Genomic DNA, 23,793 nt, shown 5'->3' on the forward strand with positions numbered 1-23,793 from the left:
AGCGCTCGCCATTGAGGGTAAAACCATGATTCGAGAACAGATAGAAGAGAAGCTGCGCCTGGCTTTTGAGCCGGCTCATCTGGAGGTCCACGATGAAAGCTACCGACACAACGTGCCTGCCGGTTCGGAAAGTCACTTTAAAGTCGTGATCGTCAGTGACCGTTTTACCGGCCAGCGTTTCCTGGCGCGCCATCGCGCAATTTACAGCGAACTCAGCGCGGAGCTGGCGGGAAGCGTCCATGCCCTTGCGTTGCACACTTACACCTTGAAAGAGTGGGAAGGATTGCAGGATACGGTACTGGCCTCACCTCACTGTCGGGGCGCCGGAACGCTAGCCTGATTGCCCGCGTTTTAAACGGCCTTCGGGCCGTTTTTTGCGTTTAAGGGTGGCTAAACGCGATCTGTGGCTCAAAAAAACAGCAAACTCCCTGAAAAGTGGTGACTTAGCATCCTCGACTCATCTCAGCGATGCCGCTATAATGCTGCGTCTATTTTTCCGGAATGTCTTCGGGACGCTTCTGGTAACAGGGATCAGGTTCTCTTCACGGAAGCCGTCCCGGTTGTTGGATACGGCGCATTAACCAATGTGTGGTGTCTGAAGTTGACCGAGCACGTGATTTTTTGAGGTAACAAGATGCAAGTTTCTGTAGAAACCACTCAGGGCCTGGGCCGTCGCATTACGATTACTGTCGCTTCTGACAGCATCGAGAGCGCCGTTAAAAAAGAACTGGTGGATGTGGCGAAGAAAGTCCGTATCGATGGTTTCCGTAAAGGCAAAGTGCCAATGAACATCGTGGCACAGCGCTATGGTGCTTCTGTGCGCCAGGACGTGCTGGGCGATCTGATGACGCGTAACTTTGTTGACGCCATCATTAAAGAGAAAATTAATCCGGCTGGCGCACCGAACTACGTGCCAGGCGAATACACCGAAGGTCAGGACTTTACCTATGCGGTAGAATTCGAAGTGTATCCAGAAGTTGAGCTGAAAGGCCTGGAAAACATCGAAGTCGAGAAGCCACAGGTTCAGGTGACTGACGCGGATGTGGATACCATGCTGGAAACCCTGCGTAAGCAGCAGGCTAACTGGATTGAAACCGATGCAGCAGCCGGCGCAGAAGACCGCGCGACTATCGATTTCACTGGTTCTGTTGACGGTGAAGAATTCGAAGGCGGCAAAGCCTCTGATTTCGTTCTGGCGATGGGCCAGGGCCGCATGATCCCAGGTTTTGAAGAGGGCGTTGTCGGTCATAAAGCAGGCGAAACCTTCATTATCGACGTGAAATTCCCTGATGACTACCATGCGGAAAACCTGAAAGGGAAAGACGCGAAGTTCGAGATCGTGTTGAAGAAAGTTGAAACGCGTGAACTGCCAGAACTGACTGAAGAATTCATTAAACGTTTCGGCGTGGAAGAGGGTTCAGTTGACGGTCTGCGTGCCGAAGTGCGTAAGAACATGGAACGTGAGCTGAAAGGCGCTATTCGTAACCGCGTGAAAACCCAGGCTATCGACGGTCTGGTTGACGCAAACCCAATTGACGTGCCAGCTGCGCTGATCGACAGCGAAATCGACGTTCTGCGTCGTCAGGCTGCACAGCGCTTTGGTGGTGACGAGAAGCAGGCGCTGGAACTGCCACGTGAGCTGTTCGAAGAGCAGGCAAAACGTCGTGTTGTTGTCGGTCTGCTGCTGGGCGAAGTGATCCGCACCCATGAGCTGAAAGCTGACGAAGACCGCGTGAAAGTGCTGATCGAAGAGATGGCTTCTGCCTACGAAGATCCGCAGGAAGTGATCGAGTTCTACAGCAAGAATAACGAGCTGATGAACAATATGCGCAACGTTGCGCTGGAAGAGCAGGCTGTTGAAGCCGTGCTGGCGAAAGCGAAGGTTTCTGAGAAAGAAACTAACTTCCAGGAACTGATGAATCAGACCGCTCAGGCCTAATCATCTTTTTAACCGGTTGTGCTAAAGCCCGCGCCTGAAAAGTCGCGGGCTTTTTTCTGTATTACGCTTGCTGCCAGTCGGTTTGTCGCTATTTGGCTAATTTTTAGGCAAATTGTTCACGCATCGCTTTTTCCTGGTTAGCGATTGATGAAAAGGTTGTTATGCTTGAAACAACTGAGCAGCATCCCAAGATACAGGGAGTATGCAAAAACAGTTCGGCTGACTGATTAACCGTCCTGAAGTTGTCGGTAAGAGGCAGAGCATAGTTTTTGTCGCTCGTCTTACGTAAAATCGGTACAGAATGTTGCCAACGAAATTTATCCAGGAGACGGTAATGTCATACAGTGGCGATCGTGAGTTTACTGCACCGCACAATGCGTTGGTGCCAATGGTGGTCGAGCAAACCTCGCGCGGCGAGCGTTCATACGACATCTATTCCCGTCTGCTTAAAGAACGCGTAATCTTCCTTACCGGTCAGGTGGAAGATCACATGGCTAACCTGATTGTGGCCCAGATGCTGTTTCTGGAAGCAGAGAATCCGGAAAAAGATATTTACCTTTATATCAACTCACCGGGTGGCGTGATTACTGCCGGGATGTCAATTTATGACACCATGAAGTTTATCAAGCCGGACGTCAGTACCATTTGTATGGGCCAGGCCTGTTCAATGGGGGCTTTCCTGTTGACTGCCGGGACGAAGGGCAAGCGTTTCTGCCTGCCAAACTCACGCGTGATGATTCACCAACCGCTGGGTGGCTATCAGGGACAGGCAACTGACATTGAGATCCACGCGCGCGAAATCCTGAAGGTGAAGCAGCGCATGAACGAACTGATGGCGGAGCACACCGGCAAGTCACTGGAAGAAATTGAGCGTGACACCGAGCGTGACCGTTTCCTCTCCGCCAGCGAAGCGGTAGAGTATGGATTGGTCGATTCCATCCTGACGCATCGCCAATAAGCCCTAACTTCGCCTTGTCTCTGGTCTATAGTTAACAGGACAAGGTGATAATGGGTTGAATGAACATCGGCCGTGTACCCACGGCCAGTGCTGTACTTCTGGTACGGCCTGAGAATAAGAAGAGGTTAACTGATGACAGATAAGCGCAAAGACGGTTCAGGAAAGTTGCTGTACTGCTCTTTTTGCGGCAAAAGCCAGCATGAAGTGCGTAAGCTGATTGCCGGGCCGTCAGTGTATATCTGCGATGAGTGCGTTGATCTGTGTAACGACATTATTCGCGAAGAGATAAAAGAGGTTGCCCCGCATCGCGAACGTAGCGCCCTGCCTACGCCGCATGAGATCCGCCATCACCTCGACGATTACGTTATTGGTCAGGAAAGGGCCAAGAAAGTGCTGGCCGTGGCGGTGTATAACCACTACAAACGTTTACGCAACGGTGATACCAGCAACGGTATCGAGCTGGGTAAAAGTAATATCCTGCTCATTGGTCCTACCGGGAGCGGTAAAACGCTGCTGGCAGAAACCCTTGCCCGTTTACTGGATGTGCCTTTCACCATGGCGGACGCCACCACCCTGACCGAAGCCGGTTATGTGGGGGAAGACGTTGAAAACATCATTCAGAAACTGCTGCAAAAATGTGACTACGATGTGCAAAAAGCGCAGCGTGGTATTGTCTACATCGATGAAATTGACAAAATTTCACGTAAGTCAGACAACCCATCAATCACCCGTGACGTCTCAGGTGAGGGTGTGCAGCAGGCGTTGTTGAAACTGATTGAAGGTACGGTGGCTGCGGTTCCTCCGCAGGGCGGCCGTAAGCACCCGCAGCAGGAATTTTTGCAGGTTGATACCTCGAAAATTCTGTTTATCTGTGGCGGTGCGTTTGCCGGGCTGGATAAGGTTATCTCACAACGCGTTGAAACCGGGTCAGGCATTGGCTTTGGCGCCACCGTGAAAGGCAAATCGCAGAAAGCAACGGAAGGCGAGCTGCTGTCACAGTGTGAGCCGGAAGATTTGATCAAGTTTGGTCTGATCCCGGAATTCATTGGCCGTCTTCCTGTCGTCGCGACGCTTAATGAGCTGAGTGAAGAGGCGCTGATTCAGATTCTGCGCGAGCCAAAAAATGCGCTTACCAAGCAGTACCAGGCGTTGTTTAACCTGGAAGGCGTTGATCTGGAATTCCGTGATGAAGCCCTGACGGCGATTGCGAAAAAGGCGATGTCACGTAAAACCGGCGCGCGCGGTCTGCGTTCTATCGTGGAAGGTGCACTGCTGGAAACGATGTACGATCTGCCTTCGATGGACGACGTCGAGAAAGTCGTGATTGATGAGTCAGTCATTGAGGGACAGTCCGAACCCATGCTGATTTATGGCAAGCATGAAGCTCAGGCTTCTGGCGAATAAGTAAACAAATCGTCCACATTGTGCCATCTATAAAGGGGAAAATCTTTCCCCTTTTGCATTTCTCACCGTTGTGACATTGAATGTCTGACAATCATCCCCATATACTCAGACACCTGTGGGTTTAACCGCATACCTGCCTGTGCGGTACCCATCACCTGGCGGACACGAAACTAAGAGAGAGCTCTATGAATCCTGAGCGTTCTGAACGCATTGAAATCCCCGTCTTGCCTTTGCGCGACGTGGTAGTTTATCCGCACATGGTAATTCCGTTGTTTGTTGGCCGGGAAAAATCAATTCGGTGCCTCGAAGCCGCAATGGATCATGATAAAAAGATCATGCTGGTCGCACAGAAAGAGGCTTCAACGGATGAACCTGGCATAAACGATCTTTTTTCAGTGGGTACCATCGCCTCCGTTTTGCAGATGCTAAAACTGCCAGACGGTACGGTGAAAGTGCTGGTTGAGGGCTTGCAGCGTGCCAACATCACGACGCTTGCCGACAACGGCGATCACTTTGTAGCCCAGGCTGAATATCTGGTTTCACCAGAGATCGAAGAGCGTGAGCAGGAAGTGCTGGTGCGCACGGCGATCAATCAGTTTGAAGGTTACATCAAGCTGAATAAAAAGATCCCGCCTGAGGTCTTAACCTCCCTGAACAATATTGACGATGCGGCGCGCCTGGCGGATACGGTTGCGGCGCATATGCCACTGAAACTCGCAGACAAACAGTCCGTGCTGGAGATGTCAGACGTTAACGAGCGTCTGGAATATCTAATGGCGATGATGGAGTCTGAGATCGATCTGCTGCAGGTTGAAAAACGCATACGCAACCGCGTGAAAAAGCAGATGGAAAAGAGCCAGCGTGAGTACTACCTGAATGAGCAGATGAAGGCCATTCAGAAAGAGTTAGGCGAGATGGATGATACGCCTGACGAGTACGAAGCGTTAAAACGCAAAATCGATGCGGCTAAAATGCCGCAGGAAGCGCGTGAAAAAGCCGAAGCCGAACTGCAGAAGCTGAAAATGATGTCGCCTATGTCTGCAGAGGCAACAGTGGTGCGCGGCTACATCGACTGGATGGTGCAGGTTCCTTGGAACGCGCGCAGCAAAGTGAAGAAAGACCTGCGCAAAGCCCAGGAAACGCTGGACACGGACCACTATGGTCTGGAACGCGTGAAAGACCGTATCCTTGAGTACCTTGCGGTGCAAAGTCGCGTCAGCAAAATCAAAGGGCCGATTCTTTGCCTGGTCGGACCGCCGGGCGTGGGTAAAACCTCGCTGGGGCAGTCCATCGCAAAAGCGACTGGCCGTAAATACGTTCGTATGGCGTTGGGCGGCGTGCGCGATGAAGCGGAAATCCGTGGTCACCGCCGCACCTATATTGGCTCAATGCCGGGCAAGTTAATCCAGAAAATGGCGAAAGTGGGGGTAAAAAACCCGCTGTTCCTGTTGGATGAAATCGACAAAATGTCCTCGGATATGCGCGGCGATCCGGCATCCGCACTGCTGGAAGTGCTGGATCCGGAACAGAATATCGCGTTTAACGACCACTATCTGGAAGTGGATTACGATCTCTCCGATGTGATGTTCGTGGCAACGTCAAACTCCATGAATATTCCGGCACCGCTGCTGGATCGTATGGAGGTGATTCGCCTCTCGGGTTATACCGAAGACGAAAAGCTCAACATCGCGAAACAGCATTTGCTGCCGAAGCAGATTGAGCGCAATGCCTTGAAAGCCGCTGAGATCAGCGTTGAAGACAGCGCGATTGTGGGCATCATTCGTTATTACACGCGTGAAGCCGGCGTACGTAGCCTGGAACGTGAACTGTCCAAACTGTGCCGTAAAGCCGTGAAGACGCTGCTGATGGATAAAACCAAAAAGCACATCACCATCAATGGTGAGAACCTCAAGGATTTCCTTGGCGTTCAGCGTTTTGACTATGGTCGTGCGGACAGCGAAAACCGTGTAGGCCAGGTAACCGGTCTTGCCTGGACAGAAGTGGGCGGGGATTTGCTGACAATCGAAACCGCCTGTGTACCGGGTAAAGGGAAACTGACCTATACCGGTTCACTGGGTGAAGTGATGCAGGAGTCGATTCAGGCCGCCCTGACCGTCGTGCGCGCACGTGCAGAGAAACTGGGTATCAACGGTGACTTTTACGAAAAACGTGATATCCACGTGCACGTACCAGAAGGGGCAACACCGAAGGATGGCCCGAGTGCCGGTATTGCGATGTGTACGGCGCTGGTGTCCTGTCTGACGGGTAACCCGGTGCGGTCAAATGTGGCGATGACCGGCGAGATCACGCTGCGTGGTCAGGTGCTGCCGATTGGTGGACTGAAAGAGAAGCTGCTGGCAGCGCACCGTGGTGGCATTAAAGTGGTCCTGATTCCGGACGAGAACAAGCGCGATCTGGAAGAAATTCCACAGAACGTGATTGCCGATCTGGAAATCCATCCGGTTAAGCGCATCGAAGAAGTATTGAACCTTGCACTGGAAAACGCGCCTTACGGCATGCAGGTCGCTACCGCAAAATAGTGATTAATGGCATAAACCGTTAAAAAGCAGAGCTGGCAACACCAATTGGTGCTTGCCAGCTTTTTTTTGTGCCGCTAATTTAGGTGGCTGCTGAACCATCGTTATAAGAGGATTACCGTTGTTTCAGCTTATAAGGCTTGATATAACTTGCTGCGCGTTCGTACCCGACAGGAAGCGTGGGTACGATGTGAAATAATAAAGAGGGGATGAATAGAGTGAATAAGTCACAACTGATCGATAAAATTGCTGCCGATGCCGATATTTCTAAAGCAGCAGCAGGACGTGTGTTAGATGCATTTATGGGCTCTGTTTCTGATGCGCTGAAAGGCGGAGATGAAGTGGCGCTGGTGGGATTCGGCACTTTCTCAGTACGTGAGCGCGCAGCGCGCACAGGCCGTAACCCACAAACCGGTAAAGAGATCACTATCCCGGCAGGTAAAGTACCGGGTTTCCGTGCAGGTAAAGCACTGAAAGACGCTGTCAACTAATGACAACGCCACCACTCATTAACACATTTTCTTGAGTGGATTAGAGGACGGTTAACGCGTTCTCATGTAACATACGGGCACATCAGATAAGATGTGCCTTTTTTTATATCCAGAGAGGCAGTAAAGGTCGCAAGGCTTGTCTCAACAGGATTATTGCTGCCAGCAAGATTTGCAGCTGAGTAATGCGCCGGGAAGAGGGCGTTATTGCGACAGGGCTTTACATTCACACTACAGCGGAGTGTTGTCATACCATGATGGACAATTTACGCGCGGCGTCGAACCATGTCGTGCTCAAGATTATTTTGGGGTTGATCATTCTCTCCTTTGTGCTGACCGGCGTTGGCAACTATCTGATTGGCGGCAACAATGATTATGCGGCCAAAGTGAACGGTCAGGAGATCAGCCGGGCGCAGTTAGATCAGGCATTTAACAGCGAACGTAACCGCCAGCAGCAGATGCTGGGCGACCAGTTCTCGCAGCTTGCAGGTAACGATGGTTACATGCAGCAGATGCGCCAGCAGGCGCTGTCGCAGCTGATCGATCAGGCCTTACTGGACAGCTACATCAAAGATCTGCACATTGCCATCAGTGACGATCAGGTTAAGCAGGCGATTTTCAATCAGGCTGCTTTCCAGACGAACGGTAAGTTTGATAACGCCAAATATAACGCGATGATCGGCAACATGGGCTTTACTGCCGACCAGTATGCGGAAGCGCTGCGCAAGCAGCTGGCGACACAGCAGCTCATCAACGCCATCGCCAACACCGACTTTATGCTGAAAAATGAAACCAGCAAGCTGGTGGATTTGGTGGCGCAGAAGCGCGATATTCAGACCGCAACCCTGGACGTGAATGCACTTGCGGCGAAGCAGACCGTCAACGATGACGAGATCAACCAGTATTATCAGCAGCATAAAAACAGCTTTATGGCGCCTGAACAGTTCCGGGTCAGCTATATCAAACTGGATGCGGCAGGCATGCAGGAAAACGCCAGCGATGCGGATATTCAGGCCTGGTACGATCAGCATAAAGCGGATTACACCCAGCCACAGCGCGATCGCTACAGCGTCATTCAGACCAAAACGGAAGCCGATGCCAACGCCATTCTGGCTCAGCTGAAAAGCGGTGCTGATTTTGCCGAACTGGCGAAAACCAAATCCATTGACCCGATTTCTGCCCGCAAAGGCGGCGATATGGGCTGGCTGGAACCTTCTACCACGCCGGATGAGCTGAAAAATGCCGGACTGAAAGAGAAAGGCCAGCTGTCAGGCGTGATCAAGTCTTCCGTTGGCTTCCTGATCGCGCGCCTCGACGATATTATCCCTGAGCAGGTCAAGCCGCTGGCCGACGTGCGTAGTGAGGTGGCGGATGAGGTCAAGCAGGAAAAAGCAGTGGATGCCTTCTATAAGCTGCAGCAGAAGGTGAGTGAAGCGGCCAGCAATGATAATGAGTCTCTTGCGGGCGCGGAGCAGGCGTCGGGCATGAAAGCCACAGAAACGGGCTGGTTTAGCCGTGACGACGTGCCGAAAGATCTCGATTTTGACGCGGTGAAACAGGCAATTTTCAACGGCGGGCTTGTTGGACAAAATGGCGCGCCAGGCAATAACTCTGACATCATCAGTGTGGATGGCGATCGTGCCTTCGTGTTGCGTATCAGTGAGCACAAACCTGAAGCGGTTGAACCGCTGGAGAAGGTTAAAGCACAGATTATCGACACGTTGAAACACGACAAAGCGACGCAGCAGGCTAAAGCCCAGGCCGATAAACTGTTAGCCGACCTCAAAGCCGGAAAACAAGATGTGCTTAAAGCGGCAGGCCTGACCCTGAGCGCCAGTAAAACGGTTGATCGAAATACGCAGGATCCGGTGGCACAGGCTGCCTTTAACCTGCCACAGCCTGAGGATAACAAACCCTCCTGGGGCGTCAGCGAAGATATGCAGGGCAATGTGGTTCTGGTGGCGGTGGATAAGGTCAGCACCGGTACGATGCCACAGGCGCAGATTAATGAAATGGTCAAAGGCGTCACGCAGAACAACGCGCAGCTTGCCTTTGAAGCATTGCTGCAAAATCTGCGTAAAGAGGCCAAAATCAAATACGGTGCCGCTGCCCAGCAGATGCAGTGATCCTCGCAAATTTCAGATAATGACTGAAACAACCCAAGGCCGCTTATGCGGCCTTTTCCATTTTTAACCTTTGCCGTTTGAGGGCAGGTTATTGTCATGACAACCTGAGCCTGCTGTTTAACACAAGGAGAAACACAGCATGGCTAAACCCAACTTACACGCCTTTTATCTTTCCCTCGCCCTGTGTGGCGCGCTGTATCAAATGCCTCTTTCAGCGGCAGAAACCCCAAGTGAAACCCAGGCCGCGCAGGTTTCCATGCCGCAGCAGGAGCTGGTCAGCATCAACGACGCGACGGCAGAGCAGCTATCAAAGGCGATGAACGGGGTGGGCCTCAAGAAGGCGCAGTCTATCGTCAGCTATCGTGAAGAGTACGGGCCGTTTACGGCTATCGATCAGCTGAAAGAGGTGCCCGGCTTTGGCAATGCCCTGGTTGAAAGAAACCTGTCGCGTCTGAAATTGTGAAGTGATGCGCAACTCTGATGCTTAACCTGCTGTTACGGGCGGACTCTGCTAAAGTGAACAGGTCCAACCAGTTAATCTATAGCAGCAGGAGAACAGGAATGCAGACCACGATAAAAGTGCGCGGCTATCATCTGGATGTCTATCAGCATGTTAACAATGCTCGTTATCTGGAGTTTTTAGAAGAAGCGCGCTGGCAATGGCTGGAAGAAGCGGACGCCTTTAATTGGTTGCTTGAGCAGAAACTGGCCTTTGTGGTGGTCAACATCAACATCAATTATCGTCGCCCGGCGGTGCTGGGCGATGTACTGGAGATCAGCAGCGACATCACGCAGCTTAATGGAAAAAGCGGCATCATTTCTCAGCGGGTTCTTTTAGCGGGTGGTGAGACCGTTGTTGCAGATGCGGCACTGACCTTCGTGTGCATCGACCTGCGTTCCCAGAAAGCCGTCCCGCTGGAAGGCGAACTGCGGCAGCGACTGGAAAGACTGATGTCTTAACTGATGTCTTAACTCATGTCATCAAGGCGGCGGCTATCTGTCGCCGCCGCGCCCGAGGTTATGGCAAACCGGTTTTTGCCTTCATGGCTGCCATAATACCGGGGCGATCCTGCAGATAAGCATTCAGGCCGTTTGAGCGCAGATGACAGGCGGCACATTCGCCACAGCCGTCACCTTTGATGCCGTTATAACAGGTGAGCGTCTCTTCGCGGATCAACGTAAGCTGCTGCCAGTAATCGGCCAGCGCCCAGGTTTCGGCTTTATTAAGCCACATCAACGGGGTTTCAAAACGAACATCGCGCGCCATGCCAAGGCCGATCGCGTGGTTAAGCGCTTTGACGAACTCGTCGCGACAGTCGGGATAACCGGAGAAGTCGGTTTCGCAAACGCCGGTGATGACGGCTTCCGCTTCAACCTGATACGCGTAAACCGAGGCCAGGGTCAGAAACAGAATATTGCGGCCCGGTACAAAAGTGCTCGGCAGGCCGCTAGCCTTGGGATCATAAGCGGGAACCGGAATGCTGTCTCGCGTCAGGCTGCTGACGGCCAGTTCATTCAGCATGGTCACATCGAGTACCTTGTGCGCTCGGGCGCCTAGTTTTAAGGAAAGGTCCCGGGCCACGTCAATCTCTTCACGATGACGTTGACCATAGTCGAAGGTCACACAGTGCACTTCATCGTAATGCTGTAGGGCCTGAACCAGGCAGGTGGTGGAGTCTTGTCCACCGCTAAATACGACAACGGCGCGTTTCATGGCACGTCCCAATAATAAAAATTGGTGCTTATGGTAATACCTGAACGCGCGGCTGAACAGCTGCAGGGGCAATAACTGGCCCGATCTGGCGCTTCTTAACCCCGTTAGTCAAGGTCTGATAGCGCACTAGCCCAGTTCGCGCTGCCAGGGCGTAATATCGCCAATGTGCTCGGCAACCCACTCAGGTTGATAGTAAGTATCAGGATAACGTTCTCCGCTGTCGCACAGCAGTGTCACCAGCGAGCCCTGCTCGTGGTTATCGCGTAAGCGTTTTGCCACCTGCATCATGCCCCAGAAGTTGGTGCCGGTAGACGGGCCCGGTTTGCGTCCCAGCAGCGTTTCCAGCTTCAGCATGGCGGCAATTGATGCGCCATCCGGTACGCGAAGCATTTCGTCAATCACATCGGGCATAAAGGAAGGCTCGACGCGTGGACGACCAATGCCTTCAATCATGCTGCCACGATTGCTGGTCAGGGTGGCGTCACGGTTGTGCCAGTAGTCATAAAAAACGGAATGCTGCGGATCAACGACCAGTAATCGCGTATCGCATCCCTGATAGCGAATATAGCGTCCCAGCGTGGCCGAGGTACCGCCAGTGCCGGCACTCATAATCAGGGTGTGAGGAACGGGAAAGGGTTCGTTTGCCATCTGACGGAAGATGCTTTCAGCAATGTTGTTGTTGCCGCGCCAGTCGGTGGCCCGTTCCGCGTAGGTAAACTGATCCATAAAATGGCCGTTCAGTTCCCGAGCGAGGCGCTCGGATTCTGCATAGAGCTGACAGGGATCGCTGACAAAGTGACACTGACCGCCGTAAAAGGTGATCTGCTCAATTTTACGCTTCGCGGTGCTGGCGGGCATGACGGCAATAAAAGGCAAGCCCAGCAGGCGGGCAAAATAGGCTTCAGACACGGCCGTACTGCCCGAAGATGCCTCAATAACCGGCGTATCTTGTTTAATCCAACCGTTGGCCAACGCGTACAGAAACAGAGAGCGCGCCAGACGATGTTTCAGACTTCCGCTGGGATGCGTGCTTTCATCTTTGAGATAGAACCTGATGCCCGGAAAATCCGGCAAACTGAAGCGAATTAAGTGTGTGTCCGCTGAGCGTTGAAAATCAGCGTTAATTTCGTTAATCGCGTGGCGTACCCAGCATGTTGACATGGCGTTCATTTCCGGTCGGATGAAAGTCATTATTTTAAGGCACGTGTAGGAAAAAGAGCTTGCTGGTTTTGCGTTAAAATGGCGGTAATGGAGAAAATATTTCTACCGGAGGGCCGTATGCCAGATAAAATTGACCTTAAACTGTTGGCTATGCTGCAGCAGGACTGCACCACTTCACTCCAGGTACTGGCAGATGCGGTTAATCTCACCACGACGCCCTGTTGGAAGCGCCTTAAAAAGCTGGAAGAAGACGGCATTATTCGCGGACGGGTCGCTCTGCTGGATAATGAAAAGCTTGGCCTCTGTCTCACGGCCTTTATGTTTGTCAAAACCACCCAGCACAGCAAAGCCTGGTATCAGGAGTTCGTCTCGGTGGTGCAGAGCATGCCGGAAGTGATGGGCTTTTACCGTATGGCCGGTGAGTACGATTATTTACTGCGTATTCAGGTTGCCGACATGAAAAGTTATGATGCCTTTTATAAGCGTTTAGTTAATGGTGTAACAGGCCTGATCGATGTGACCTCCAGCTTCGCGATGGAAGAGATTAAATACACGACAGCCCTGCCTGTTGGCCCCTGAGTATCTGAGATTGAGAGCAGCCTTGTGCGATTATTCAGCCAGTTAAGTTGGTATTTTATCCGTGAGTGGCGGCGTTATCTGGGCGCCGTCACCTTACTGATCGTTATTGCCGTTCTGCAGTTGCTGCCGCCGTGGATTGTCGGGGTGATTGTGGACGGCGTGACCCACCAAAACATGGATGCCCGGCGCATCCTGATGTGGATTGGCATTATGCTGCTGACCGCCGTGGTGGTTTATCTGCTGCGCTATGTCTGGCGCGTGCTGCTGTTTGGCGCATCCTACCAACTGGCCGTTGAGCTGCGAGAGGATTTTTATCGTCAGCTCAGTCGTCAGCAGCCGGCGTTTTACCTGCGTCACCGAACCGGCGATCTCATTGCCCGCGCCACCAACGACGTCGATCGGGTGGTTTTTGCTGCCGGTGAAGGCGTGCTGACGCTGGTGGATTCTCTGGTCATGGGATGCGTTGTGTTAATTGCCATGAGTACACAAATCAGCTGGCAGCTGACGCTGATATCGCTAATACCGATGCCATTCATGGCGTTGGTCATTCACCGCTATGGCGAGCAGCTGCATAACCGTTTCAAACTGGCGCAGGCGGCCTTTTCCAGCCTGAACGATCAGACGCAAGAGAGCCTTACCAGCATCCGAATGATTAAGGCATTTGGGCTGGAGCAACATCAGTCGGCGCAGTTCGCCGATATTGCACGTGATACCGGAGAGAAAAACCTGCGCGTTGCGCGAGTGGATGCGCGTTTTGATCCCACCATTTATATCGCGATTGGCTTTGCCAACCTGCTGGCGATTGGCGGCGGAAGCTGGCTGGTGTGGCATGATCAAATGACGCTGGGGCAGCTCACCAGCTTTGTCATGTACCTGGGATTGATGATCTGGCCGATGCTGGCGCTGGCATGGATGTTTAACATTGTTGAGCGTGGCAGTGCTGCCTGGAGCCGAATTCGCGCGCTGCTTTCTGAGGCACCGGTCGTTGAGGACGGTGATAAAACCTTGCCTGACAGGGCCGGAACGTTACAGGTCTCGATTCGCGAATTCAGCTATCCCGCCAGTTCAGGTGCGATACTGAGCCAGGTTGAATTTCAACTCAAGCCGGGCGATATGCTGGGCCTGTGCGGCCCGACCGGCAGTGGTAAAACGACCTTGCTGAGTTTGATTCAGCGCCACTTCGATATTCAGCAGGGGGATATCCGCTACCATTCCATCCCGCTGCCACAGCTGCGGCTGGACAGCTGGCGCAGCCGTCTCGCCGTCGTCAGTCAGACGCCGTTTCTGTTTTCCGACAGCGTGGCCAATAACATTGCGCTGGGCAGGCCGGATGCCAGTCAGGAGGATATTGAGCAGGCGGCAAAAATGGCCTGCGTCCATGACGATATCTTACGCCTGCCGCAAGGCTACGAAACCGAAGTCGGGGAGCGCGGAGTCATGCTGTCCGGCGGGCAGAAACAGCGTATTTCAATCGCCCGTGCCCTGCTGCTTGATGCGGAGATCCTGGTTCTGGACGATGCGCTGTCGGCCGTGGACGGACGCACAGAACACGAAATTTTGCATAATCTGCGCCTGTGGGGCAAAGGGCGCACGTTGATCATCAGCGCCCACCGCCTGTCGGCACTCACGGAAGCCAGCGAGATTCTGGTGCTGCATCAGGGCACCGTGGCGCAGCGAGGCGACCACGCTGCCCTGACGAACGCGGCGGGCTGGTATCGGGATATGTATCGCTATCAGCAACTGGAAGCCGCGCTGGATGATGATGAAACAGAAAAAGGAGTGCCGCATGGCTAAGTCACAACGTATGTGGCCAACACTTAAACGCCTGCTGAGCTACGGTAAACCGTGGCGCAAATCGCTGTCGCTGGCCGTGTTGATGCTCTGGATTGCCGCCGCCGCCGAAGTCACCGGCCCGGTTCTGGTGAGTTATTTCATCGATAATCTGGTGGCGAAGCATCAAATGCCCTGGGGCATCGTGGCAGGACTGGTCGTGAGTTTTATTCTGCTGCAGCTGCTGGCCGCCGCTCTGCATTACGGGCAGGCGTTACTGTTTAACCAGGCTGCGATTGGCGTGGTGCAGCGTTTACGCACCGATGCCATGAACGCGGCGCTGCGTCAGCCGCTCGCTGCGTTTGATACCCAGCCGGTGGGTCAGTTGATTTCCCGGGTTACCAACGACACGGAAGTCGTCCGGGATCTGTATGTGACCGTTGTCGCGACGGTCCTGCGCAGCGCCGCGCTGGTGGGCGCAATGATGGTGGCCATGTTCAGCCTGGACTGGCGCATGGCGCTGGTGGCGATGTTGATTTTCCCTATGGTGCTCATCGTCATGCTGATTTATCAGCGCTTCAGTACACCGATAGCGCGTCGCGTTCGCAGCTATCTGGCCGATATCAACAACGGTTTTAACGAAGTGATTAGCGGGATGAGCGTGATTCAGCAGTTCCGCCAGCAGGCACGTTTTGGCGAACGCATGGGGGAAGCCAGCCGCTCTCACTATCTGGCGCGCATGGAAACCCTGCGGCTCGATGGCTTCCTGTTACGGCCGCTTTTAAGCCTGTTTTCGGCGCTGGTGCTGTGCGGGCTGCTGCTGTTATTCAGTTTCTCAATGCCCGGCGTTTTCGAAGTCGGGGTGCTGTACGCGTTTATCACCTATCTGGGCCGGCTTAACGAGCCCTTAATCGAACTCACTACGCAGCAGTCGATGTTGCAGCAGGCAGTTGTCGCGGGCGAGCGTATTTTTGAACTGATGGATGCGCCCCAGCAGCACTATGGTGACAGCGATCGACCCATGGCGTCCGGACGCATTACGCTGGATAACCTGAGCTTTGCCTATCGCGATGATCGGGACGTGCTAAGCAACATCTCGCTGGATGTGCCTTCACGCGGCTTTGTCGCTCTGGTCGGTCATACCGGCAGCGGCAAGAGCACGCTGGCAAACCTGTTAATGGGCTACTATCCGGTGACGCGCGGTGAAGTCCGTCTGGACGATCGTCCGTTGGGGCAATATTCCCACCAGGCGCTACGACGCAGCATCGCGATGGTACAGCAGGATCCGGTCGTGCTGGCCGACACGCTGCTGGCCAACGTGCGGCTGGGTCGGGATATTAGCGAAGAAGCCGTGTGGACGGCGCTGGAGCAGGTACAGCTGGCGCCGCTGGCCCGGGCATTGCCTGCAGGTATTCATACCCGACTGGGCGAACAGGGGAATAACCTGTCGGTAGGGCAAAAGCAATTACTGGCGCTGGCACGCGTACTGGTACAACTGCCGCAGATTCTCATCCTTGATGAAGCCACCGCAAATATCGATTCCGGTACAGAGCAGGCCATCCAGCACACGCTGCGCGCCCTGCGTCAGCATACGACGCTGGTGGTTATCGCCCACCGTCTTTCCACCATTACCGAAGCAGACAACATACTGGTGCTGCACCGTGGTCATGTTGTCGAGCAGGGCACGCACCAGCAGCTGCTGGCAGAGGAAGGGCGCTACTGGCAAATGTATCAGTTGCAACAGGTTGGCGATGAACTGGAATCGGCAGCACCGTTAGTCAGCGCAGGGTGATTGCACCTTTTTTGCGCATCTTTTTCTCCATTGTTCCGTCAGGATGCACGCCTTTGAGCGTAACAGCACCAAAGGAGTGCATCCGCTTCGTTTATTAATCCCTCAGTTTTTCCCAGACCGATATTCAGCATTTCCTGAGCCTTATTCCGTCGCGGCCTGATAACGGATTTCGCACAATACTTACATCTGGCACAGCCTTTGCTTAAGTCTCTGCGTGTCCATGAGACTTACTTATTTCAATTCCTTAAGGAGAGGCTATGAAGCTGGTTACCGTCGTAATTAAGCCGTTCAAGCTGGAAGATGTGCGAGAGGCATTATCCTCCATTGGTATTCAGGGACTGACCGTCTCCGAAGTGAAAGGTTTTGGACGTCAGAAAGGGCACGCCGAACTGTACCGTGGTGCGGAATACAGCGTGAACTTTCTGCCCAAGGTCAAAATTGATATCGCCATTGCAGACGACCAACTGGACGAAGTGGTGGACGTAATCAGTAAATCGGCTTACACCGGAAAAATTGGCGACGGCAAGATTTTCGTTGCTGAACTGCAGCGCGTGATTCGCATACGTACCGGCGAAACCGACGAAGCCGCACTGTAAACAAGACTCAGTAATGTGATGGGATGGAAAAAAATGAATAAAATGCTGACCAAGTTGGGCCTCACCAGCCTGGCACTGTTACCGTCGCTGGCAATGGCTGCTGCGCCTGCCGTTGCAGACAAAGCCGATAACGCCTTTATGATGATTTGCACTGCGCTGGTGCTGTTTATGTCAATTCCCGGGATTGCGCTGTTTTACGGCGGCTTGATCCGCGGTAAAAACGTGCTCTCTATGCTCACTCAGGTGGCGGTCACCTTTTCGCTGGTATGTGTGCTGTGGGTGATTTATGGCTACTCACTGGCCTTTAGCGAAGGCAATGCATTCTTTGGCAGCTTCAACTGGGTGATGCTGAAAAACATTGCGCTGACAGCGGTTATGGGTAGCTTTTATCAATACATCCATGTGGCTTTCCAGGCGTCCTTTGCCTGTATTACCGTGGGGCTGATCGTCGGTGCCATTGCGGAACGTATTCGTTTCTCAGCCGTGCTGATTTTCGTGGCGGTATGGCTGACGCTGGCTTATCTGCCTATCGCGCATATGGTCTGGGCAGGCGGCTTACTGGCTCAGGATGGCGCGCTGGACTTTGCTGGCGGCACGGTTGTGCACATTAACGCGGCGGTTGCCGGACTGGTCGGTGCTTACCTGGTGGGCAAACGTGCAGGCTTCGGCAAAGAGGCATTTAAACCTCACAACCTGCCAATGGTCTTTACCGGTACCGCCATTCTGTATGTCGGCTGGTTTGGCTTCAACGCAGGCTCGGCGTCGGCAGCTAACGAAATTGCCGCACTGGCTTTCCTGAATACCGTTGTGGCGACTGCCGCTGCTGTGCTGGCATGGACCTTCGGCGAGTGGGCGCTGCGTGGTAAACCTTCTCTGTTAGGTGCCTGTTCTGGTTTTATTGCGGGTCTGGTTGCCATTACGCCAGCCTGTGGTTATGTCGGCGTCGGTGGCGCGTTAATTATCGGTTTAGCCGGTGGTCTGGCGGGCATCTGGGGCGTAACAACGCTGAAAAGATGGCTGCGGGTTGACGATCCTTGTGACGTATTCGGCGTTCACGGCGTCTGTGGCATCATCGGCTGTATCCTGACGGGCGTGTTCGCGTCCTCTTCTCTGGGCGGCGTGGGCTATGCACCAGGCGTCACTATGGGGCATCAGGTTGCCGTTCAGCTGTTCAGCGTAGGGGTGACTATCGTCTGGTCTGCCGTAGTGGCCTTCATTGGCTTTAAACTGGCGGATATGATTGTAGGGCTGCGCGTGCCGGAAGAGCAGGAGCGCGAAGGCCTGGACGTCAACAGCCATGGCGAGAACGCATACAACCATTAATTCATCTGTAACGATAAGAGAAAAGGGGCGATTTCGCCCCTTTTTACTATTCGCTGCGCTGGCGCATCACACCTTCCTGAACCGTTGACGCCACAAGTTCCCCTTGCCGGTTGTAAAACTCACCGCGTACAAAGCCCCGCGCGCCCGATGCAGAGGTGCTCTCCACGCTGTAGAGCAGCCAGTCGTTAAAATTCAGCTCACGGTGAAACCACATAGAGTGGTCAATCGTTGCCACCTGCATATCGGATTCCAGAAAGCCTTTGCCATGGGGCTGCAGCGCCACGGGCAAAAAGTTAAGGTCGGAAGCGTAGCCCAGTAGATACTGATGGATGCGTAAATCGTCGGGCAGCGTGCCGTTAGCCCGTATCCACACCTGACGCTGCGGTTTATCAACGTGGCCTCGTAACGGGTTGTGGATCTGTACCGGGCGGATTTCCAGCGGACGCTCGGCGATAAATTTCTCGCGCAGCTTTTCTGGCAGCATATGGGCCATTTTTTGCGCCATCTGCTGCTCGTTGGGGAGATTATTAGGCCCTTTCACCTGCGGCATGGGTTTCTGATGTTCAAAACCGCTTTCCGGCGACTGGAAAGAGGCCGTCATATAAAAAATAGGCTGACCATTTTGAATGGCGCTGACCCGGCGGGCGCTAAAACTTTTACCGTCACGCAGGCTTTCCACGTCGTAAATAATCGGTTTCTGGCTGTCGCCGGGCCGGAGAAAATAGCTGTGGAATGAGTGAATGACGCGATCTTCCGGCACGGTCTGTTTGGCCGCAAAAAGTGCCTGTCCCACTACCTGACCGCCAAAGACCTGACGAAGGCCAAGATCTTCGCTCTGGCCGCGAAACAGGCCTTCTTCGATTTTTTCCAGATGGATTAAATTAAGCAGATTTTCGAGTGCCTGACTCATGACGCTTTCCTGATAATAAGTATTTGCCTAAGTGTGAAAGATCCGACCAGTTTCCGTCAATCAGACTTTCGGTCTTTCATCCGACCAGGCAAACTTTTGATTTTGTGCCAACATTAAAGACATACGGCGAGTGAAACGCTGTAATGAAGATTCACTGCTAAAAATCATTTTGATCAAAAGGAGACGACATCAATGAAATTCTGGCATGTGTTAAGTGGCGTAGCGATGGCGATGGCTCTCGCGGGTTGTGCACACAAAGGCAAACCGGTTCCAACCCCGACTTTAGGGTCAGCGGTTGCAGGACAAACAGCAACGATTGCTCAGCCTAACGTCAGTGGATCCGTCTATATTCGTCAGCGCATTGCGCTGCCGCCGAATGCTGCACTGACCGTGACGCTGTCAGATGCATCGGTTGCGGATGCTCCGTCGAAAGTGCTGTCCCAGCGCGTCGTGCGCACGGAAGGGAAGCAGGCGCCATTCCATTTTGTGCTGCCTTTCAACCCGGCCGACATTCAGCCCAATGCGCGCATCCTGTTAAGCGCTGCCATTACGGTTGATGGCAAGATGGCCTTCATTACCGAAGAGGTTAAACCGGTGATCAATCAGGGCGGAACAAAAACCGATCTGGTGTTAGTACCGGTCCCCTCTATGGCGATGCCAACGCAGCCTGGCGCAGCCACGAGCGTACCGGCAACGTCACCGACGCAGGTTACACCGTCAGCCGCTGTCCCGGCACCGACGACCATGTAAGGTCTCAGGGCAACCTTACCAGGGCGGCATTGCCGCCGCCCTGACGCCTTAAAATCGCCAGCGATATTGGTCTAAATCAATCTCACCGGCGTCACTCACCTCAACGCCTTCCGCCTCCAGCGCATCTCGCTGACGAAATAACCGATCGCCCTGCAGCGAAATAGTACCGTGGCGATTAATCACCCGGTGCCAGGGAAGCGTACTGCCCTCAGGTAAGCGACTCAAGACGCCACCGACCTGGCGCGCTGCTCTTGGCGAGCCCGCCAGCAGGGCGACGTCACCATAGGTCGTGACGCGGCCGGGAGGAATTGCGGCAACGATTTGCCAGATTCGCTGTTTGAAGCTGTCAGAGCTGTCCATAAACTTACCTGCCCGAGAAAAGGCGATAATTTTATCACATTGAGGGTTAATTATCGGCGATCGTACAAGAAACCAACGGTCATCCCGACCAGGCTTGCAATTGCCGGGGGCATCCCCGATAATGCCTGCGCTCTCGAAATGAGGGCTAGTCAATGGGGGCCCTGTTGGTTCTCCCGCAATGCTAGCTTGTGAACTCGGTCAGGTCCGGAAGGAAGCAGCCGCAGCAGGTGACGTGTGTGCCGGGATGTAGCTGGCGGGGCCTCCACCATTTCATCTCGTAAACATCCCTCTTCCCAGATGATAAACAGGCGAATCTCGCCTGGGCCGTTCCATTGCCGGCAGGCGAGTTGTGCAAAAACGGGCTGGTGAAATCAGATCAAACGTAATACAAAATAGGTTAGCGTACAAATTTCCAGACTGACACCGGGACTTTGTCATAGAGCTTGTTCATCGTCAGTTCAGCCAGGCGGTGATCGGCTGCTGAGTAAAATACTGCTAATTCTTCATCGGGTAATTCGTACTTATTTTTTTCAATCACGCGTTCCAGCGTGTCAATAGAACGACAGCGCCTCAGTCGCATCAAATAATCAGTTTTAGTTAGGGTTTTGTTCATAAATAAACCGTTCTCACGTCAGTACTATAATGAATGGCTTGGCTGTTGAAGAAAAGCGCACTCTTCAGTAAACACATTAAATAAACGTTTCGCTGAGCGTTGCCAGCGCTGAAGATCCTGAGTATTTACACTGTAGTTGCTAAACAGCATAAAGGTATCATCAAGATATTCATCGATTTGGGTAATCAGTGCTTCGTCTTCAACGTGCTTAATTTTGTAATTCATGGTGAAAGAGGCGATGTGCTCAATCAAATCGTTTAGCTGTAAATTGCTTTCGGCAGTGGGGTCATTAACCCAGCCGTGATGACTGTCAGTTAATGTCGCCATGCTGTCGTCAAACAGATTCTCACACAAGTATTTAAGCTGGGCAATATCATGCCGTTTCGGTGAGTATTCGTCCATCTTTTTCCCCTCCGTAGCGAGCAAAGTTACCGCAAAGCGGCGCGATTAGGTGAAGCGGCCAGGAAGTGGTTATCGGGTTTGTAAATAACGGACTGAGTTAAGAATAGTGTAGAATCATTAGTTCTGCTCACCTCCATTACTAAATATTACAATTCATCGCCAGGTGAGGGGCGCTGATTCTCAATCGGCTCAAATACAAGCGCGGCAGGGCAGATGCGGAAGCTGACTTGTTCATCTTGCGTAACGATTTCATTTAAATCCAGACACGGATTAAATAAATTCCACTGAAAATCGTAAAGTAACTTAAATCTATTCGTCTCTGTCATCTCAACAGCAATAACGCGTAAACTGCCTGGCACTAAGATGGCATTGGCTGAATACCATTGTAAATCGCCAACAAGTGAATCTGTTATTTTGAGAATATTCCGCTCTATAATTGTGGCTAATTTTACGCAATCCGTTTCATCCTGCGCGACATCGCATTCAATTCTTACTGACATAGTCTGCTCATGAATAACAACTTATAAACCCATCATTGATGTTCTTCTGGCGGTTTGCAAGTAGTCCGCCACACATAATAAGGCCTCGTTGAGGGCAAATTTAAGCAAGTGGTTGATTCGTTGCTGCTTCTCTATAGCCCTTTTTATGGCAAATCGTGCGCTGGTTTATTTTTTGAAACACATTGCCGTGGTGATAACGCGACAACATCGGATATCATAGTTGTTATGTTATAACATTTTTTTTGGTGCGGTGATGAATCAAAGTGGACTGTTAATGTCACTCGGAGGACGGTTAGTGGTGGCTCTCCTGTTAATCGCTGTTCTGGCAACAGCGATGTGGTGGGGAATGCAGCCGTGATAGCGTTGAGAAATCTACAGGTGGGTTATCAAGGGCAATCTGTCTCACTCGTTCTGACCACCCAGTTGCCCCAGGGCAGCATGACCGCGCTGATTGGTGCGAACGGAAGCGGAAAATCCACACTGATTAAAACCATCGCTGGCTTATTGCCGCCAGTGCAGGGGCAGTGTGAACTGCATCTTCCGCGCCGGGAAGTTGGCTGGCTGCCTCAGCGAAGCGAGCTGGAAACACGTTTTCCTTTAACCGTGTACGAGCTGGTTTCAATAGGTTGCTGGCCGCGCTGTGGCTGGTTTGGCGGAATCAACCGGCGCTTGCGTAAAGAAATTAGCGAGGCCCTGGAGGCGGTGCAGATGAGCGACTATGCCGATGCTCAACCTGCCACCTTATCCGGCGGACAGCTGCAGCGTGTGCTGTTTGCCCGGCTGATGCTGCAACGTAGTCGCCTGTGGTTGCTTGATGAGCCTTTTAACGGCATTGACAGCAAGACGGTAACGCTACTGATGTCCATCTTGCAGCAGCAGCAGCAGGCTGGCACCACGCTCATGGTGGTGCTCCACGATCGCCCGCTGGTTGAGCGTTATTTTAGCGATGTCTTGTCTATGGATGATGGTGCTCACCGCCGCAGTGTGATCGATGCCGCGCCCTTACGGAGCGTGGCGCCGTGACAATTATTCAACCGTTTATTGAGTTCAGCTTTATGCGACGGGCGCTGGTGGCCTGTGTCGCGCTTGCATTTAGCGCCACCCCGCTAGGCGTTTTTCTCTCTTTGCGCCGCATGAGTCTGATTGGGGATGCCTTATCCCATGCCGTACTGCCCGGTGCCGCTATCGGCTATTTACTCTCCGGCTTGTCCCTGGTTGCGATGGGCGTGGGCGGGCTGATTGCCGGCCTGGCGGTGGCACTGCTGTCGGGTGCCGTGAGTCGTTACACGCCGCTCAAAGAAGATGCCAGTTTTGCTGGCTTTTACCTGGGCTCGCTGGCGCTGGGCGTCACGCTCGTCTCACTTCGCGGATCCAGCGTTGATCTGCTGCACGTTCTGTTTGGCTCCCTGCTGGCGGTGGATAACCCTGCGCTGGCGGTGGTCGGTGGTATCGCCGCGTTTACGCTGCTGATGCTGGCCGTCATTTACCGTCCTCTGGTCATTGATGCATTCGATTCCGACTTTCTGCGCGCACAGGGCAAATGGAGCGCGCCGCTGGTGCACGGTATTTTTCTGACGCTGGTGGTGCTCAACCTGGTCGCAGGTTTTCAGGTACTGGGAACCTTGATGTCGGTGGGGCTGATGATGTTGCCCGCCGCCAGCGCCCGTTTCTGGAGTCGTCACCTCGTCATCATGCTGGGCTCGGCCATGCTGATGGCCGTGCTGTCGGCGTTTGCCGGGCTGGTGCTTTCCTGGCACTTTTCACTGCCGGCAGGACCGGCGGTGGTGTTGAGTGCCGCAATGCTGTTCTTTCTCTCCATCTTAACAGGGCCGTGCGGTGGGATTTTGCGCCGCCATTAATCAGAGGTAGCT

Annotated in this window: 24 protein-coding genes and 1 other RNA gene; 18 read left to right on the top strand and 7 right to left on the bottom strand. The window is 53.2% G+C overall.

Annotated elements, in window-relative coordinates; genetic code table 11:
- Nucleotides 1-25 precede the first annotated feature (25 nt).
- From bolA to EL29_RS02440, 9 genes are all read left to right on the top strand, one after another.
- The gene (bolA, locus tag EL29_RS02400; protein ID WP_013024884.1) at nt 26-340 is read left to right on the top strand and encodes a transcriptional regulator BolA; all 315 of its coding nucleotides are present in this window, start codon (nt 26-28) and stop codon (nt 338-340) included.
- 294 nt (nt 341-634) lie between these two features.
- Nucleotides 635-1,939, top strand: a complete 1,305-nt coding sequence (gene tig, locus EL29_RS02405; RefSeq protein WP_028714888.1) for a trigger factor — start codon at nt 635-637, stop codon at nt 1,937-1,939.
- A gap of 334 nt (nt 1,940-2,273) precedes the next feature.
- Nucleotides 2,274-2,897, top strand: a complete 624-nt coding sequence (gene clpP / locus EL29_RS02410) for an ATP-dependent Clp endopeptidase proteolytic subunit ClpP (RefSeq protein ID WP_006117959.1) — start codon at nt 2,274-2,276, stop codon at nt 2,895-2,897.
- A gap of 132 nt (nt 2,898-3,029) precedes the next feature.
- Nucleotides 3,030-4,301, top strand: coding sequence for an ATP-dependent protease ATP-binding subunit ClpX (gene clpX / locus EL29_RS02415; RefSeq protein WP_013024887.1), 1,272 nt, complete (start codon nt 3,030-3,032; stop codon nt 4,299-4,301).
- Between the two features lie 185 nt (nt 4,302-4,486).
- A complete protein-coding gene (gene lon / locus EL29_RS02420; protein WP_013024888.1) occupies nt 4,487-6,841 on the top strand; it encodes an endopeptidase La in 2,355 nt (784 codons plus the stop codon).
- A 215-nt stretch (nt 6,842-7,056) separates the two neighbouring features.
- Nucleotides 7,057-7,329 carry a nucleoid-associated protein HU-beta gene (gene hupB / locus EL29_RS02425; protein ID WP_014606441.1) on the top strand — a complete coding sequence of 91 codons (273 nt, stop codon included), beginning with the start codon at nt 7,057-7,059 and terminating at the stop codon, nt 7,327-7,329.
- A 251-nt stretch (nt 7,330-7,580) separates the two neighbouring features.
- Nucleotides 7,581-9,452: a peptidylprolyl isomerase gene (ppiD, locus tag EL29_RS02430; protein WP_015700835.1), complete on the top strand. Its 1,872-nt coding sequence runs from the start codon at nt 7,581-7,583 to the stop codon at nt 9,450-9,452.
- Between the two features lie 139 nt (nt 9,453-9,591).
- Nucleotides 9,592-9,915, top strand: a complete 324-nt coding sequence (locus EL29_RS02435; RefSeq protein ID WP_013024891.1) for a helix-hairpin-helix domain-containing protein — start codon at nt 9,592-9,594, stop codon at nt 9,913-9,915.
- Between the two features lie 98 nt (nt 9,916-10,013).
- Nucleotides 10,014-10,412 carry an acyl-CoA thioesterase gene (locus tag EL29_RS02440; protein ID WP_014606439.1) on the top strand — a complete coding sequence of 133 codons (399 nt, stop codon included), beginning with the start codon at nt 10,014-10,016 and terminating at the stop codon, nt 10,410-10,412.
- 58 nt (nt 10,413-10,470) lie between these two features.
- Here EL29_RS02440 and queC read toward each other — a convergent pair whose 3' ends face one another.
- The gene (gene queC / locus EL29_RS02445) at nt 10,471-11,166 is read right to left on the bottom strand and encodes a 7-cyano-7-deazaguanine synthase QueC (RefSeq protein ID WP_015700834.1); all 696 of its coding nucleotides are present in this window, start codon (nt 11,164-11,166) and stop codon (nt 10,471-10,473) included.
- Nucleotides 11,167-11,292: 126 nt separating this feature from the next.
- Complete coding sequence (locus EL29_RS02450) at nt 11,293-12,327, bottom strand: PLP-dependent cysteine synthase family protein (RefSeq protein WP_024471201.1); 1,035 nt, start codon at nt 12,325-12,327, stop codon at nt 11,293-11,295.
- Between the two features lie 117 nt (nt 12,328-12,444).
- Between EL29_RS02450 and EL29_RS02455 the strand changes: the two genes are divergently transcribed.
- The 5 genes from EL29_RS02455 (at nt 12,445) to amtB (ending at nt 18,387) form a co-directional block, all read left to right on the top strand.
- Nucleotides 12,445-12,906, top strand: coding sequence for an Lrp/AsnC family transcriptional regulator (locus EL29_RS02455; RefSeq protein WP_026021085.1), 462 nt, complete (start codon nt 12,445-12,447; stop codon nt 12,904-12,906).
- 24 nt (nt 12,907-12,930) lie between these two features.
- Complete coding sequence (locus tag EL29_RS02460; protein ID WP_013024896.1) at nt 12,931-14,700, top strand: SmdA family multidrug ABC transporter permease/ATP-binding protein; 1,770 nt, start codon at nt 12,931-12,933, stop codon at nt 14,698-14,700.
- Nucleotides 14,693-16,468, top strand: coding sequence for a SmdB family multidrug efflux ABC transporter permease/ATP-binding protein (locus EL29_RS02465; RefSeq protein WP_028714889.1), 1,776 nt, complete (start codon nt 14,693-14,695; stop codon nt 16,466-16,468). The genes EL29_RS02460 and EL29_RS02465 overlap by 8 nt, the downstream gene beginning before the upstream one ends.
- A gap of 257 nt (nt 16,469-16,725) precedes the next feature.
- On the top strand, nt 16,726-17,064 hold the full coding sequence (glnK, locus tag EL29_RS02470) for a P-II family nitrogen regulator (RefSeq protein ID WP_013024898.1): 339 nt from the start codon (nt 16,726-16,728) through the stop codon (nt 17,062-17,064).
- Between the two features lie 33 nt (nt 17,065-17,097).
- Complete coding sequence (gene amtB / locus EL29_RS02475) at nt 17,098-18,387, top strand: ammonium transporter AmtB (protein ID WP_014606435.1); 1,290 nt, start codon at nt 17,098-17,100, stop codon at nt 18,385-18,387.
- 46 nt (nt 18,388-18,433) lie between these two features.
- Here amtB and tesB read toward each other — a convergent pair whose 3' ends face one another.
- Nucleotides 18,434-19,297 carry an acyl-CoA thioesterase II gene (tesB, locus tag EL29_RS02480; RefSeq protein ID WP_028714890.1) on the bottom strand — a complete coding sequence of 288 codons (864 nt, stop codon included), beginning with the start codon at nt 19,295-19,297 and terminating at the stop codon, nt 18,434-18,436.
- A gap of 192 nt (nt 19,298-19,489) precedes the next feature.
- Between tesB and EL29_RS02485 the strand changes: the two genes are divergently transcribed.
- On the top strand, nt 19,490-20,047 hold the full coding sequence (locus EL29_RS02485) for a YbaY family lipoprotein (RefSeq protein WP_019106636.1): 558 nt from the start codon (nt 19,490-19,492) through the stop codon (nt 20,045-20,047).
- Nucleotides 20,048-20,095: 48 nt separating this feature from the next.
- On the opposite strand, the gene EL29_RS02490 is transcribed toward EL29_RS02485, so the two are convergent.
- Nucleotides 20,096-20,407 (bottom strand): MGMT family protein, encoded by a 312-nt coding sequence (locus tag EL29_RS02490; RefSeq protein WP_014606432.1) that lies wholly within the window; start codon nt 20,405-20,407, stop codon nt 20,096-20,098.
- Between the two features lie 162 nt (nt 20,408-20,569).
- On the opposite strand from EL29_RS02490, the gene ffs reads away from it, so the two are divergent.
- Nucleotides 20,570-20,666: signal recognition particle sRNA small type (ffs, locus tag EL29_RS02495), an RNA gene on the top strand.
- 138 nt (nt 20,667-20,804) lie between these two features.
- On the opposite strand, the gene hha is transcribed toward ffs, so the two are convergent.
- From hha to EL29_RS02510, 3 genes are all read right to left on the bottom strand, one after another.
- Nucleotides 20,805-21,020, bottom strand: a complete 216-nt coding sequence (gene hha / locus EL29_RS02500; protein ID WP_013024903.1) for a hemolysin expression-modulating protein Hha — start codon at nt 21,018-21,020, stop codon at nt 20,805-20,807.
- Nucleotides 21,021-21,044: 24 nt separating this feature from the next.
- Complete coding sequence (tomB, locus tag EL29_RS02505) at nt 21,045-21,422, bottom strand: Hha toxicity modulator TomB (RefSeq protein ID WP_015700827.1); 378 nt, start codon at nt 21,420-21,422, stop codon at nt 21,045-21,047.
- A gap of 146 nt (nt 21,423-21,568) precedes the next feature.
- On the bottom strand, nt 21,569-21,922 hold the full coding sequence (locus EL29_RS02510; protein ID WP_028714891.1) for a hypothetical protein: 354 nt from the start codon (nt 21,920-21,922) through the stop codon (nt 21,569-21,571).
- A gap of 354 nt (nt 21,923-22,276) precedes the next feature.
- Between EL29_RS02510 and EL29_RS02515 the strand changes: the two genes are divergently transcribed.
- Complete coding sequence (locus tag EL29_RS02515) at nt 22,277-22,945, top strand: metal ABC transporter ATP-binding protein (protein ID WP_028714892.1); 669 nt, start codon at nt 22,277-22,279, stop codon at nt 22,943-22,945.
- The gene (locus EL29_RS02520) at nt 22,942-23,781 is read left to right on the top strand and encodes a metal ABC transporter permease (protein ID WP_013024907.1); all 840 of its coding nucleotides are present in this window, start codon (nt 22,942-22,944) and stop codon (nt 23,779-23,781) included. Before EL29_RS02515 ends, EL29_RS02520 begins: the two co-directional genes overlap by 4 nt.
- Nucleotides 23,782-23,793 lie beyond the last annotated feature (12 nt).

This window comes from Pantoea ananatis LMG 2665 (genome assembly GCF_000710035.2).
Taxonomy (GTDB): Bacteria; Pseudomonadota; Gammaproteobacteria; order Enterobacterales; family Enterobacteriaceae; genus Pantoea; species Pantoea ananatis.

Excerpts from the sequence above, each read along its gene's own strand:
- bolA (WP_013024884.1), top strand. The coding sequence starts at position 26 with ATGATTCGAGAACAGATAGAAGAGAAGCTGCGCCTGGCTTTTGAGCCG.
- hha (WP_013024903.1), bottom strand. The coding sequence starts at position 21,020 with ATGAACAAAACCCTAACTAAAACTGATTATTTGATGCGACTGAGGCGC.
- EL29_RS02440 (WP_014606439.1), top strand. The coding sequence starts at position 10,014 with ATGCAGACCACGATAAAAGTGCGCGGCTATCATCTGGATGTCTATCAG.
- queC (WP_015700834.1), bottom strand. The coding sequence starts at position 11,166 with ATGAAACGCGCCGTTGTCGTATTTAGCGGTGGACAAGACTCCACCACC.
- EL29_RS02450 (WP_024471201.1), bottom strand. The coding sequence starts at position 12,327 with ATGTCAACATGCTGGGTACGCCACGCGATTAACGAAATTAACGCTGAT.
- EL29_RS02490 (WP_014606432.1), bottom strand. The coding sequence starts at position 20,407 with ATGGACAGCTCTGACAGCTTCAAACAGCGAATCTGGCAAATCGTTGCC.
- EL29_RS02485 (WP_019106636.1), top strand. The coding sequence starts at position 19,490 with ATGAAATTCTGGCATGTGTTAAGTGGCGTAGCGATGGCGATGGCTCTC.
- EL29_RS02510 (WP_028714891.1), bottom strand. The coding sequence starts at position 21,922 with ATGTCAGTAAGAATTGAATGCGATGTCGCGCAGGATGAAACGGATTGC.
- clpP (WP_006117959.1), top strand. The coding sequence starts at position 2,274 with ATGTCATACAGTGGCGATCGTGAGTTTACTGCACCGCACAATGCGTTG.
- glnK (WP_013024898.1), top strand. The coding sequence starts at position 16,726 with ATGAAGCTGGTTACCGTCGTAATTAAGCCGTTCAAGCTGGAAGATGTG.
- tomB (WP_015700827.1), bottom strand. The coding sequence starts at position 21,422 with ATGGACGAATACTCACCGAAACGGCATGATATTGCCCAGCTTAAATAC.
- EL29_RS02455 (WP_026021085.1), top strand. The coding sequence starts at position 12,445 with ATGCCAGATAAAATTGACCTTAAACTGTTGGCTATGCTGCAGCAGGAC.
- tig (WP_028714888.1), top strand. The coding sequence starts at position 635 with ATGCAAGTTTCTGTAGAAACCACTCAGGGCCTGGGCCGTCGCATTACG.
- tesB (WP_028714890.1), bottom strand. The coding sequence starts at position 19,297 with ATGAGTCAGGCACTCGAAAATCTGCTTAATTTAATCCATCTGGAAAAA.
- amtB (WP_014606435.1), top strand. The coding sequence starts at position 17,098 with ATGAATAAAATGCTGACCAAGTTGGGCCTCACCAGCCTGGCACTGTTA.
- clpX (WP_013024887.1), top strand. The coding sequence starts at position 3,030 with ATGACAGATAAGCGCAAAGACGGTTCAGGAAAGTTGCTGTACTGCTCT.
- EL29_RS02465 (WP_028714889.1), top strand. The coding sequence starts at position 14,693 with ATGGCTAAGTCACAACGTATGTGGCCAACACTTAAACGCCTGCTGAGC.
- ppiD (WP_015700835.1), top strand. The coding sequence starts at position 7,581 with ATGATGGACAATTTACGCGCGGCGTCGAACCATGTCGTGCTCAAGATT.
- lon (WP_013024888.1), top strand. The coding sequence starts at position 4,487 with ATGAATCCTGAGCGTTCTGAACGCATTGAAATCCCCGTCTTGCCTTTG.
- EL29_RS02435 (WP_013024891.1), top strand. The coding sequence starts at position 9,592 with ATGGCTAAACCCAACTTACACGCCTTTTATCTTTCCCTCGCCCTGTGT.